This is a genomic window from Acrocarpospora pleiomorpha, assembly GCF_009687885.1.
Classification (GTDB): domain Bacteria; phylum Actinomycetota; class Actinomycetes; order Streptosporangiales; family Streptosporangiaceae; genus Acrocarpospora; species Acrocarpospora pleiomorpha.
On record NZ_BLAF01000080.1, the window covers coordinates 1 to 12,656 of the forward strand.

At 66.2% G+C, this 12,656-nt stretch carries 10 protein-coding genes; 6 read left to right on the forward strand and 4 right to left on the reverse strand.

Going from position 1 to position 12,656, the window contains the following annotated elements; translation table 11 throughout:
- A partial coding sequence (locus Aple_RS44675) for an FHA domain-containing protein (protein WP_155350864.1) occupies nt 1-1,176 on the reverse strand: 1,176 nt, incomplete at its 3' end.
- A gap of 410 nt (nt 1,177-1,586) precedes the next feature.
- On the opposite strand from Aple_RS44675, the gene Aple_RS44680 reads away from it, so the two are divergent.
- The 6 genes from Aple_RS44680 to Aple_RS44705 all read left to right on the forward strand — a co-directional run bounded on the left by Aple_RS44680 (nt 1,587) and on the right by Aple_RS44705 (nt 11,172).
- On the forward strand, nt 1,587-2,147 hold the full coding sequence (locus Aple_RS44680) for a hypothetical protein (protein WP_155350865.1): 561 nt from the start codon (nt 1,587-1,589) through the stop codon (nt 2,145-2,147).
- Nucleotides 2,148-2,212: 65 nt separating this feature from the next.
- The gene (locus tag Aple_RS44685; RefSeq protein ID WP_155350866.1) at nt 2,213-3,886 is read left to right on the forward strand and encodes a PP2C family protein-serine/threonine phosphatase; all 1,674 of its coding nucleotides are present in this window, start codon (nt 2,213-2,215) and stop codon (nt 3,884-3,886) included.
- Complete coding sequence (locus tag Aple_RS44690) at nt 3,883-5,325, forward strand: VWA domain-containing protein (RefSeq protein ID WP_155350867.1); 1,443 nt, start codon at nt 3,883-3,885, stop codon at nt 5,323-5,325. Before Aple_RS44685 ends, Aple_RS44690 begins: the two co-directional genes overlap by 4 nt.
- Nucleotides 5,322-6,347, forward strand: a complete 1,026-nt coding sequence (locus Aple_RS44695; protein ID WP_155350868.1) for a hypothetical protein — start codon at nt 5,322-5,324, stop codon at nt 6,345-6,347. The genes Aple_RS44690 and Aple_RS44695 overlap by 4 nt, the downstream gene beginning before the upstream one ends.
- Complete coding sequence (locus tag Aple_RS44700) at nt 6,344-7,372, forward strand: protein kinase domain-containing protein (protein ID WP_155350869.1); 1,029 nt, start codon at nt 6,344-6,346, stop codon at nt 7,370-7,372. The genes Aple_RS44695 and Aple_RS44700 overlap by 4 nt, the downstream gene beginning before the upstream one ends.
- Nucleotides 7,373-7,407: 35 nt before the next feature.
- Nucleotides 7,408-11,172, forward strand: coding sequence for a hypothetical protein (locus tag Aple_RS44705; protein ID WP_155350870.1), 3,765 nt, complete (start codon nt 7,408-7,410; stop codon nt 11,170-11,172).
- A 139-nt stretch (nt 11,173-11,311) separates the two neighbouring features.
- On the opposite strand, the gene Aple_RS53890 is transcribed toward Aple_RS44705, so the two are convergent.
- From Aple_RS53890 to Aple_RS53900, 3 genes are all read right to left on the reverse strand, one after another.
- A complete protein-coding gene (locus tag Aple_RS53890; RefSeq protein WP_218038829.1) occupies nt 11,312-11,494 on the reverse strand; it encodes a hypothetical protein in 183 nt (60 codons plus the stop codon).
- A gap of 194 nt (nt 11,495-11,688) precedes the next feature.
- Complete coding sequence (locus Aple_RS53895) at nt 11,689-11,862, reverse strand: hypothetical protein (protein WP_218038830.1); 174 nt, start codon at nt 11,860-11,862, stop codon at nt 11,689-11,691.
- Nucleotides 11,863-11,887: 25 nt separating this feature from the next.
- On the reverse strand, nt 11,888-12,094 hold the full coding sequence (locus Aple_RS53900; RefSeq protein ID WP_218038831.1) for a hypothetical protein: 207 nt from the start codon (nt 12,092-12,094) through the stop codon (nt 11,888-11,890).
- Between the last annotated feature and the right edge of the window lie 562 nt (nt 12,095-12,656).

The following is a 12,656-nucleotide window of genomic DNA, read 5'->3' on the forward strand; positions in this document are numbered from 1 at the left end:
AGAGCGTGACGTGCGACTCGCGGCAGCATTACTGGCGATATGTGAATAATCCTGGGCGATCTCCGATGGGAACTTACGACCGCTGCGGGAAAGTGTGACACGTGCCGTAAACCAGATCTTGTCGGACGGTCCGACCGCATGTTCCTGTTCCGGAAATAGCTTGATCGGTTCGCTCATCACACCGTTCCTGCCTCTCGTGGAGATCCTGGTGCCGTTAGTGCTGTGATCGCGGACCCAGAGGCCGCCGTTTCTCAGAATGAGGGTGAAGTGATGACGGCTCACCAGGGATCTTTCCGTCGAGGTGAGCCACGGGTCGATAGAAATCCCCTCGGTGGGGGCGCGTCCGACGGGTGTCTCGCCGTCGCCGGAACAGGTGAAGCGCTCCACACACTCCCCGTCGACGATGAGTTTCAGCTGGACGACGGGAGCGCGCGGCCCGTCGTCGGCAAGTCCGAGACCGTGCACCTCGCACGTCGGCACCCCCTTCCGGACACGGGGAAGCAGGACATGGGTCCCTCGTGTCGTGTCATAGAGGGTGCATCGGGAATCCGGACAGCTCCACCTGCGGTCCAGGATGTCATACCTGGGAGTGCGTCGCGGGCCAGCCAGCAGGCCTTGCTTCTTCAGTTGGTCTTTCTCGGCGTGGCGTGAGATGTCCCAACTCGACGCGACGCCGAGGTCGACAGGCCGGACGACCATGCGGCCGTCGTTCTCCACGTGCGGTTCCAGGAACTGGTGGGTGTTGCCCTGTAGCCAGGGGTGTTCGACACGGTGACCACGGAAGCGGTCGCTGGAGATCACCTGCAGGCCGGTGGCCTGGGCTAGTTCGAGAAGACGTTCGTCCGCGTCATCCAGGACCTCCAGCAGCCCGTCACGCCGCAGACCGGACAGGACACGCCGCTCGGACTCCGGCAGCAGGGCGGGAGCGAACAGGCTCCGGTCCACGACGAGATACGTACGTACGTCAGGATCATTCTCGCGGATGACCAGCGCGTCGAGAAGCCGCTCGAAACGGATCAGGCCGCTGACCGCTCGGTGGCGAGAATCATGACTCCGAATCACATTCGATAAATCAACGAGGAAGTCGGCGAAGGAGACATCCCGCACAATGTGATCACGCATGAACGTTTCTCCTAAAGCGGCCCACCAAAGCTCCTTATCTAGGTACCATCCCAAGTCGTAGAAGAGAGCGCAAATCCCAACACTACGGTCTATGGAGTGCTATGTCTGGGTGGGGCACACTTGATCCACCGGACGAATCGGCCCATACTCCGCAAAACTCGACATGGGGATCCCTGGAAGGTTTAGCGGATAATACCGGGACATCCGCCGGAACACCGGGACAAGGGACCTCCGCTGGGCCGACCAAGACTTCCAGCTGGGGCAGCCTGGATGGTCGGCAGAACACACAGGACCGTCCTGGCGACACCAGCTCATCAACTGCGGACGACATTTATCAGCCGCCTCCCGAGGCCTCTGCGTCACTGTTGCGAGATGGCGACGTGGTTTGGGCCCGGTTCGACCACGGTACAGCTCGCCTCGGTTCCGGACAGCGGCTCCTGGTCGAAGCGGGATCCAAAGAACAGGTGACCGGCTGGCGGAGAGTGGAAGTCGTCGCCTCCGCCCAGCTGCGCGTTCGGGTCGTGCCGGTCGTGTGGTGTGACCCCAAGAAGGACGTGGGCGACGACCCAGCGCTGCTCTACCGGCCAACCCTCTTCGGTACGCCGTCGCGACCAGACCGGGCGGGGTCGTTCCCGATCGGCCAGGGACCCGATCTGCAGACCATGCTCGCGGACCGGATCAAGGCGGCGGAGACAGCCGTCCAGGAGCGTGTCCTGATCGCGGAGCGACAGGCCAGGGAGCAGATGGTCGCGGCAGACGAGCGTGTCCAGATCGCAGAACGGCAGGCGAAGGAGCGGACAGCCGCAGCTGAGCAACAGCTCACACAGCTGAGGGCGCAGGTCACTCAGACGAAAGCCGATATCGACAAGGTGAGCGACGAAGCCGAGAGACGAGTCAAGAAGATCAATAACGAAGTCCAGCGACTCCGCGATTCCTACGCCGGGGCTCGCTTGCTGAATGGCGCGCTCCTGTTCGTCGTGGTGTTTCTGGTCCTCGCTCTGATCTTCCGGGAAGTCGGTACATGAACCTTTCCCAGACCTTGACGCGGCTGTGGAGCCGATTCACGACTTCCGCCGAGGAGGCGAGCGCAATGGTCGAGCCGATCGACACGGCCAGCCCGACGGCCAGCGACACGGTCTCCCGACTTCCGAACGAGATCACTCCCAATACGTCGCCCCGATCTCCGGACGGCGACCTCCCCGACGAAAGCGAGCGCATCCCGGAAGATCCGGTGTCCGAGAAGAGCTCTGCGCCTGAGGATGATGAGATCCCGCTACACGTTCCCGCCAATGCGGAAGTAAGTGAAGGCGACGAGCCGCGCGCCGCGGCGGCCGACGCCGAGGCGGACTTCGAGGCCCTCGAATTCGGTCCGTGGGGCACCTTCGAGGACCTTAGGGAGGAGCCAGAAGGCGTAGAGGACTGGGGTACGACGCCGGTCCCGATCCTAGTCCCGGAGATCACGGTGGTCTGGCCGCAGCCGTACGCCCCAGAACTGGCCGAGGCGATGGCATCGAGCGGGCCGGACGGCATCGAACCTGACAGGATCGTCCGTGAATTGCCCGCGCTCTGGCACATCCTCACCGACGCCGTACACCAGGTTGGCTTCGGTTGCCTTACTCGTGAGTCGGTCCGGTGGGGATCGGGAAGCTGGCAGCTCCTGCCCATGCCACGCCACTCCCTCACGGGGTCCGTGCTCAAGCCGGACGACCTCGATGTCCGCCTACGGCGGTCCGGCTGGCTTCAGGACCTTCAAGTGATCGCCGACACGCTCGTCCGGGCGGCGGTGGGACGGTGGCCGACCAACCCCATCGACGCGATGGCCTTGGTCGACTCTACGGCAGGTGATATCGCACCAGGGCTCGATGCTGTGGTCGACCTGCTGCTGAGCAGAACCCTCGAACCGGGCGACGTACACGCCCTGTTGGAACTCCACCGCGTCCTGGCCAGGACGGACAGAAATCCGATGGAGTTCCGGAGTTTCCGCGAGACTATGGTCGGCTCCGGCAAAGCGTCGGGCAGCGTGGCGGACAATGAGGACCTGGCCTGGTCGATGTCCACCGGAACTGCGCAGACATGCCTGGCGCTCATGGACGGCATCACCGGCGATCACGACGGCTCGGGACGCAGGGCGGTGCTCGCGGCGATGGCCGCGGTCCGGAGCTCCTGGGAGTCAGGAAAGCTGGAACCTGCGGCGACGATCGCAGTCGCCGACGGCGAGGTGTGCGCGCGGGCCTCCGACGGAGGCGCTACCGCGATCTTCGCGCATCTCCTCCACGACGGCCGTGGGCAGCTCGCCTCGGTCGGCGACTCGGCCGCGTGGCAGCTCCGGCCGGACGACCAGATACGGCCCAAGCGCTACCAGGCGTGGCGCCTGACCCCCGTCCACACCGAGTACGCGGAGAACCTCCGCGTAGATCCCGACGCCACCAGGGGCAGATCCGCGCTCACCCGCCATCTCGGCGGGGCCGCGCACCGGCCTTTCACCCTTCGGTTCGGCCTGACCCCCGGTGATCTGCTCGTGCTCGTCAGCGACGGGGCCGCGGTAAGCGAGGAGCCGGGCCAGTGGTTCGGGAACGTCCTGACCGAGCTCGCCGGTGGGCGGATACAGGCCGGGCGGCCGGTCGGCCCGGGGCTCGCGGCGGACCTGGTGATACGGGCGGAGCGCTTGGGCGGGCTGGATAACGCGACGGCTCTGGTCATCGAGACCGACTGGGCCCGCCCGGAGGCCGCGGTGCGGGCAGACACGGAGGAAGATCACAGATGAACGAGCTGGACGTGGCAGTGGATCGTAAGCAGGTAGTGGGCGGCGACGACTTCGCCGTAGGTGTCAAGCCGCCGACGCAGCCGCCGGATCGGGCGGCCGACGGCGAGTTCGTCCTGGCCCTCGACGCGAGCGCCTCGATGACCTGGCCAGCGCAGAAAGGTCGCGACGGAGGGCCAACCAGGTGGGATTTGGCGCGCAAGGGCGCGCTCGGGCTCGTGGGTCTACTGGAAGCCACGACCAAGGTGCACATCCTCTTGTTCGCCGGTACCACTCGGATCGTCACGGCGGGTACCGCAGGGACCGTGGCCCGCGAGCTGGCGCGACTCCTTCCTGAACAGCTTTCCGAGGACTTCACGGGGACCAGCATCGAGGCCGCGCTGGTGGATTCTTACCAGCTCCTCGAGCGGTCCACGGCGATATCCCGGCGCCTGATCATCCTCAGCGACGGCGATGCGACGGCGGGCAACCAGTCTCCAGACCACCTGGCCGGGCTGGCGAGCCGGGCCATGTCCAAAGACCTCTACACCGATCCCATCGGCCTCGGCGCCGAGGCGAATGTCGACCTCCTGCTCCGGCTCTCCGGAACCGGCCCTTGCGATCACGTCGCGTCCCGCGAAGAGGCCGACAAGGTCATGATCGAGGTGATGGGCAGGCTAGCGCAGACCGGCCAGCAAGTCGCCGTCTCGGGCGGTGAACTGCGGTTGGAGGTGAGCCCCTTTTTCTCCGTACTCGGTGTGTACCAGCTCCGTCCCGCCTGCAGGGCCTATCCCGCGCAGATCGTCAAGGGGAACGAAGGGGAGAGTGTGATCACCCTCCAGGTGGGCGCCATCGGGCCCGGCGAGTTCTCGCGCCCGCTCTTCGCGCTGAAGCTCCGCGCGCCTGCGATCGGCAAAGTCGCCGAGGTGCCGCTGGTGCGGGCGTCCGCCACACTTCGCTCCCGGCGCGGTGCAATTTCCTGTTCCGGGCAGGAGCAGAAGGTGAGCGTCCTGCCCGGTCCCCTGCCGGCGGGCGCAACCCGGCCGCCGTATAGCGCTGAGTTGCTCGACCAAATCCGGACGGTGGATTTGGAGGCCGAGACCGCCGAGCGACTCAGAACCGCACCCGACGGGAGATACCAGGAGATCTACAGTGCCGCCAAGGACGAGGCCGCGTCCGCCGGGCTATACAGCCTCGCGGGCCAGTACTCTGACGCCATCAAGGCGCTCGGGGCTGGGCTCGAGCCCAATGACGTCCGCAACGAACAGCGGGCTACGTCCAGTCGGAGAGCCACCTCTCCGGTGATGGGGCTGCGGGAACGTCCGGTGCTGCCCCCTTCCGAGCGGTTGCGGCCTCCTTCCCTCAACCCTGTCTTCTCCGAAGACGAATGGACCGATGACCCGCCGGACGGCCGGTCCGGTGACGGTGACCAGCCCAAGACGGACTACGGAGACGCTTGGTGAGCGCGATAACCGTCGTCCTCGACGCGGCGAACATCGCATGTGTCCGTAACCAGCGGCCAATACGGTTCCGGTTCAGCCGGGTGGAGGAGGTACGGGACGCCTGGCTGGAACGGCAACCGCACGGCGAGGTCCGCGCCGTGATCGACGCCTCCGCCTACCGCCGGATGCTCGACAGGCCGCGCGCTCGGCGAGCAGAGGAGGATGGCTGGCTGGAGACGGCAACGGGAGATGCCGACGACCGGATCTTGGACCTGGCCGACCGCTACAGCGCCGCGATCGTGAGCAACGACAAGTTCGACTACGCCCGCGACGACTTTCCCTGGCTGCAGGGGTGCGGTGACCGGGTCTTCTCGGCGAGCTGGAACGACGGCGCGCTCCTCATCCAGGCGCGAATCCTGCGGGTGGCGTCGGCACGGGAGATCTCTTATGCTCAGGCGGAGAAGCGCGCCAAGGCAGGCATCCGTGACGACCTGGGCGACCGCGTGTTCAGGTGTACGGCCCCGGCCGAAGTGTGTGACCACGGGGGTCGGCTCGTGGAGCATGGCTTGCTACGGGAGCAGTCTGACGGGTTCTTCTGCGTCGCCTGCCAGCATCCGGCTCAAGAGGAGTACCTCGACGCGGTCGTGGCGGAACAGACGGGACCGCCGAGGCTGGCGGTCATGCACCATCAGCTCTTCCAGCACGAGGTCACCATGAGCAGGCAGGCGCTCGTGCTCGGCCGAGGGCAGTCCAGCCGCCCGCACATCCACGACGTCACTGCTGGCCTGCCCAGAGAGGAAGCCGTGCAGGTCAGCCGGGAACATCTGGAAGCGTTCCTCGACGATGACGGCAATTCGATCGTGCGTCACCTCTCCCCGAACAACGCCTCCTTCCTCAATCCCGAACCCGGGCTCGACGGGCTTCCGCGCGACAACCGCCTCGCCGACCGAGCGGAGTACCTCGTCAGTGAGGACGACGTGATCCACCTAGGCCCGGGTGCGGTCCGTTTGATCGTCACGGTGCCTAGAGGGGTTCCGGAATGACGGGCGGTTTCACCCGGCTGGACAGCGACATCCACCCTGGAAAATGCGCGTACTACCCGCAGGCTTACAGTGACGGCCGATTTCGGGTGCGTGGACTGATCTCCGGACAGGGCCAGGGCTACGTGCTCCGCGTCGATGATATGTGGGGTGGCAACGCGGCCGTACTCAAGGGAATGTGGTGGAATCAGCAGACCCTGGCCGAGCCGGCGAGGGCCGAGACCGAGCTGAACGAAAACGTGGCCGAGCTGTATCAGGGACTCCGGGCGGCCACGCAGTCCACGCAGTTGAGCCAGCAGGCGCCCGCCATCGTCGAGGTACTTCTTGAGCCGTCCCCCAGTCTGCTGGCCGTGGGCGTCGCCAATCCTCCCGATGAGTTGTTCATCGTTCAGCAGTTCATCGGGCACGGTGAGATCGCCGCACCCACGCTGGCCGACCACCTCAGGCAGAGAGCCGCCGAGAAACGGCCCTTCACCGAGGCCGAACTGCTGGATCTAGCCGACCAACTCTGCAACGCGCTCGCCGCGCTCCACGCCACTCGTCGCCAGGACCGTGCGAACAGGACCACGTACTGGATCCACGCGGACGTCAAACCGCAGAACATCTTGGTCCTCGGACCGCCCTGGCGCTATGTCCTCATTGATTATGAGGGCGCGGTGGAGAAAGGGAGTATCGTCCGGCTGACCACAGAGGGCTACGCGCCACCGGAGTCGCCCCGGCCACTCGAACGCGAGCAGGCCGACCAGCGCTTCGACCTCTACATGCTCGGTGCCACCCTTGCCGAGGCGGCGGGATTGCGCCGACTGAGCCCTGGCACGCGCTCCGACCTCTACGGAACCGACAAGAACGCCCACCTGGAGGCCAAGAAACAGCTGTCCGAGCTGGGCTACGGGCCCATCCTCACCAGCATCGTCGCCACCTGCCTGTCCAGCCCGGACTTTCGGCTGGCAGAGGTAGGGGCCGTCCAGCACGAATTGTCCAGAGTACGGCAGAACTCAGCACTGCGCCGCGCCCTGATGGGCACCTGAAGTCGCCGTCATTCACCTGGGAAGAAAGGAGCCCGATGGACAAGCGCATCCGCGGCAAGTCCGGTCGGCTCTGGTCGGTGCGATCGCTGCTCCTTCGTGGCGGCCATATCCGTCCCACGGTCCATGACGGCCGGTACGACCCGTCACGGCGCGTGGACCTGGTCCAGGACCAGAACACCTACGGAGCGCTGCGACGGTTCGCCGACCGGCGCCAGCGGGCTGCGGCCATCTCGCTGATCTCCGCGGGCGCTCCCGTGACACCCGTCCTCGTCGACGTGATCGACGATCCGTCGCTCGCCCCGTCCATCGTCACGTCGTGGGTCGCGGGCGGATCCGACGTGCTGCTCGACCGTCTCAGCGAAGTGGACGACCTCGCGTACTTGATGGAGCGGGGACACAAGTGGACACCCGCGCAGGCGCTGCGCACGCTCGTACCACTCGGGCAGGCCCTGGACGTCATGGCACGGCAGGGCTTCATCCCGATCGAGTTGTCCCCCGACCACGTGATCTTCAACAGCGGCAGCATCCAACTGGTCGGGATCGGCCGACACCTGTACCGGCCAGACCTGGGCGACATCCCCGACGTCAGCGGAATGTCGCTGTTAACCACGCTCCTGCTCGGCGACGACCATCCGGCCTCCGGCGCGAGTAGCGCCGTGTGGCGGGACGCCCAGCTCCGGGCCCTGTTGCGGCTGGCGGGATGGATGGTCTGCGGCCTACCGCCAACCCTCTGGGGTCACGTCGCTTCCTGGACCGACCTGCAGCACTACCTCACCTACGCGGGCTTCACCGAGGTCCCCCGGATCCGCCCCGGACAGCTCGCCCTGCACCTCGCCGAGGCCGCCGACCGAGCTGAACAGCAGGCCGCTGAGCGTCAGGTGAAAAGCGCTCCCGCCGTCGTCCTCTATGATGATCACCAGTGTTCGAAGGGCCCTGAGACCCTCTACGACTGGTTCTCCAACCACATCGGGCGGGCCGTCCTCGCCGTCGTCACCAACGTGGAGGAGAGCACGGTCCGGGCACGCATCGAGACTTTGGGCGAGGCGACGGTGATCGTGACCGTGCCGTGGCAGGAGACTTACCACGCCGCGCTACGCGGCAGCCACGGGCACGTCGACCTCACCCATCATTACCGGGAGGGCGACCGGATAGCCGTGGCGATCACCCGGGTGCTGCCCTCAACCACGGGCGGGCAGCGACCCAGAGTGTACGCCCGGCTCACGCAGGGTACGGCGCCGCCGATGCGTACCCGTCGTCGCTCCTCAGTTGATCTGAACGCCGAGTCGGTGCGGCTGGGGTTGCTGCATGAGCACGGGCCAGGGGTGATCGCGGTGGCCGCGTTCAGCACCCGCCGGATGGGAGTGGGCGCCGCACTGCTATCCGGAGCAGGCTGGGTGCTCGTCGACCCTTCGGAACTTCCGGACGTGGTCGCCCGGCTCGTGGCAACCAATCCCGCCGCGCGCTACGTCATCGTCGGCGAAGCGTCAGGAAAGGTCGCCACCGCGCTGAGAGGGGTGAAACCGGAGGTAGTGCTTCCGCACTCCGCCGCTCCGCCTCCGCAGATCGCCGGCAGGCCTGCCCTGGCCCTGCCGTACGTGATGGATTCTAAGCTCGACGACTTCGGGCGCCGGCTTCCGGACAGGACGGGCAGCTCGTTCCGTCGCAGGACGTTCCCCGCCGGATGGGCGCACGAATGGGTCAGCACCGACGCCGAGCAGATCACCAATGCCAGCCGGTCAGCCCTCGCCAAGAAGCTGAAGAGGCACGCCGCTCTCTTCGCCGACAACACCGAGCTGCTCGTACGGATCGGAACCTTCCTCCGGCGACCGGGACACCAATCCGTCGACCCCCACCGGCTGGACGTGAACCTGCAGCAGGCCGCCACTGTCCTCAGCAGCGTGCCAGCTCGCGGCAAGTTCCGGCGTGACCTGACCAGCGCGTTGCTCGGCACCTCCTACAAGGACCTGTACCGAATCGTCACCCAGCGGCTCCTACCGGTGGCACTCCAGCTGGCCGACGCCTACGACCCCGGCCTGCTGCTCGGGGGCCGGGGTATGGACGAGAACCTCTTCGACGAGCCGGGGGTGCGCCGACTCGCGCTTTACGGCCGGCTGGTGACGGCCCTGCCCGGCCAGAAGCACGCGGCCCTGGCTGAGATCGTCTCAGCTCTGGAAGACGACCTGGTCACCGCCCTCGCCGACATCCCCGCGCCCAGCCTGCAGTACCTTGTCGCCCGGCTGCGCTCGCCCGAGTTGCTGGAGACCCTGCGCGGCCTGATCACGGGCGGCGATTTCGATCTGCTCACCCGATACACCCCGACAGCGTGGCGATTGCTCCTTGAGGAACTACGTCAGCCAGAGTTGCTCGGCGTGCTGGGGTTGGGCTGGGCGTTGGTCGTCGAACGGGACCAAGACCTGACGGTGGACGGCCGGATGCTCATCCGGCTGGCGGGTGAGACTGGACGTGAGCCGGGCCACATCGTCCGCGCGCTGCTCGACACGCCGACGGAGTCGTGGCGAGGCGTGGTCGATAACCCCGGGCTCGCGCGGAATTGGCTCGCCCGCTACGGCGACCTCGACGTCGCCGGAGTGCTACGGGTGTTCCCGGACGCCGAGCTGATAGTGCCGCGCGTCGGTTACGACGCGCTGCGAGCGGCCGCGGCGGGCGGACTCGATCGCGGGCGGCTCGACCAGCTCCTGACCTTCGCCGCGAAGGCGGCGATATCTCCCGCCGAGGCGATCGAGGCCTTCCTATCGACTGGCATCGACGCCGACCGGATCGACACGATCATCGGGCCAGCCGCCGTCGCTTGGTCCGCCTACCGGATCCAGGCGGGCGACACGATCGATGAGGTGATCCGTCGGCTCGTCACCGATCCGCAGGTGCTCCGCGTGTGGGCAATCGAAGGGCGGAACCTGTCCTTGAAGGTCCTCACCGACCTACTCGGCACCCGCCCGCAGGATCTGGGCGTCGATGCGCGTGAGGGACGTGAACTCCTGCGTTATCTAGAGCGCGAACCCGGCGTCATGGATCTGTGCGCGCGTGTCATCTTCCCCCGCCAGCGCCTGAGGCTGCTCCGCCTGGCCGCCGCGAATCCGGAGCGTCGCCTGGTGCATCCCGCGGTGGCCGCCGCCCTGCCCGGAATTCTCGACGAACCCGACCTCGACGCGGCCCTGAGTCAACTCCTCGACGAAGGGCTCGATTACAAGCAGATCGTCCTCGCCAGGACCCTGTCTCTCGACCGGCCGCGTCGTGAACTGCTGCGTTCGCTCGGCCCGGTCGCACTGGAGATGGACGCAGCGGAACTCGCCACGCTCCTGACGCTGGCCCGGATCGAGGGGGCTGCCTTCGCCGTGGAGGCCGCCCAGCTCGAGTGCGAACGGGCCGGGACCGTCCAGCTGCTGTCGCGGTGGGGTACCCGGTGGCTGCCCGTCCTTGCGGGTCGACAGGGTGCCACGGTAGCGGTGCTTCTCGCCAGGCATCGGCCCGAGGGCGGCGAATGGATCTCCCAGTGGCTGCTCGACGCTGGCGTGGACGGCTTGGCAGCGCTCGCACGGCACGGCCGGGGATTACTCCACCTAGTTGCGGAGACACGTCCGCCAGTGGCCGACGTCCGCGTCCTATCCGAGCTGCTCGACCTTGGCCCTTCGCAGGCCCCCCGGCTCTACCGGTTGGTCGTCGACTACGGTCTGCCCCGAGAAAGCTGGGGACAGGTCTACCGCTGGCTGGAGGAGGGGAAGCCGCCCGATGAGGTGCTCCTGCGGCTCTGGGACTCGGCTGCCGCCCGGCTGCTGGCCTAACGCGGTGTGAACGCTGAACATCGTCGACATTCAGGAGAGTGCCCCGCCCACTCAGCCACCTGGGTGGGCGGGTACTTCGGCAAGCGCGGCCGAAGTCGTAGGGCCGGACAGCCAGCGGTGAGGCGTGCTGAAGATCGAATCAGGCTATGCGCGACTCGCCACATAGATGCACGCTGACGCCGAGTTCGGCGAAGAGCGCGGCCTTCGCGAGGAGGGCCCTGTCGGCCGTCTCGTCGTCAGAGGCGTACGCGACGTTGAGGTGGTTCGCCTTGTGGCGGGCCATGAACTGGTCGCGGCTCACAGCGTGGAAGACCGCGTGCATGATGGGCCAGGCGGGGGTGGTCGCTTGGGAGCGGCTTTCGGTTTCCTCGTCGGGAGCGAGGTGGCCAAGGCGCGGCCCAGGTCGACGTGGAGTGCGCCGCCCTGGACGAAGACTCGGCTCCAGACGATCTCGCCGGGCTTGCAGACGCCCTTGATGGTCGATCCGCCGAGTGGGAAGTAGACGGGGTCCTGGTGTCAGCCGACAGCGCCCGCGTATCCGTCGGCGAAGTGGGATGGCGGCACCGATCCCGAGATTTCGAAGACCCAGACCAACTGGTCCTCGTAGTCCTCCTGGTCATCGCCCCAGCGGACGTTGTGGAGGGTGGTCACCGGGTCGGGGCCCACGGCCGTCCAGATGCGGTTGGTCACGAGCGCGTCGACCGCGACTCCCTCGTCAGCCTCGTCGGAATAGGGCAGGGCCTACCCGTCCCACAGCACCCGCGACCCCGTTGCGCGAGGTCACTGGCGGGCGGTCGGCGTTGTTGAGGATGCCCTCGGCGAGGTCGGAAGCCAGCGAGAGATCCTTCGATCCCTGCTGGTACTGGATGGCGACGGCGTCGAGGCCGAAGTCGTCGCTGATGCGCAGCGCCGCGATGTACATCTTAGGTTCGCCTCTGATCTACTCAACCTGGCATGGGATGCACAGCAGGGGCTAGCCCACGGTATCGAGCGGATCGTTAAGGCAACGAGAGCAGATCACATTCCACACTCAATGCTCCAAGGCTATGCGGGATCGTGGGGATTTCCATCGCTCTTCGTCTACACAAAGCCTCAGGGCATGACCACCCAGGAAGCTCGAAAACGCATGGCGACGTACATGGCAGCCAAGAAACATCAGCTCCGGTCCGATAGGGGCTCTTGGCCTCCTTGTGGATGAATATGCGAATTCTGTCGCTATTCAGTATATAAACTCACCCGTCGCCGACAATCCCGAGCCAGACAAACTTGGCAAAGAGATCGGTCTTGTTGATGTCTACCGAATGAGTAACGCAATACCACCGTCCGCCCATAGAGCAACACATAGATTGCGCGGAAAGAAAAAGAAGGGAAAGGAAGGTCGATAACCTCAACCGTTTAGCTACCTGTCAACGCAACATTGAGCCCTTTTCATTCTGAAGCCGCAGGTCACGACAGGTGAACCCGGGCAGTCCAGCGATCACCAG

Excerpts from the sequence above, each read along its gene's own strand:
- Aple_RS44700 (WP_155350869.1), top strand. The coding sequence starts at position 6,344 with ATGACGGGCGGTTTCACCCGGCTGGACAGCGACATCCACCCTGGAAAA.
- Aple_RS53900 (WP_218038831.1), bottom strand. The coding sequence starts at position 12,094 with ATGTACATCGCGGCGCTGCGCATCAGCGACGACTTCGGCCTCGACGCC.
- Aple_RS44685 (WP_155350866.1), top strand. The coding sequence starts at position 2,213 with ATGGTCGAGCCGATCGACACGGCCAGCCCGACGGCCAGCGACACGGTC.
- Aple_RS53890 (WP_218038829.1), bottom strand. The coding sequence starts at position 11,494 with ATGCACGCGGTCTTCCACGCTGTGAGCCGCGACCAGTTCATGGCCCGC.
- Aple_RS44690 (WP_155350867.1), top strand. The coding sequence starts at position 3,883 with ATGAACGAGCTGGACGTGGCAGTGGATCGTAAGCAGGTAGTGGGCGGC.
- Aple_RS44705 (WP_155350870.1), top strand. The coding sequence starts at position 7,408 with ATGGACAAGCGCATCCGCGGCAAGTCCGGTCGGCTCTGGTCGGTGCGA.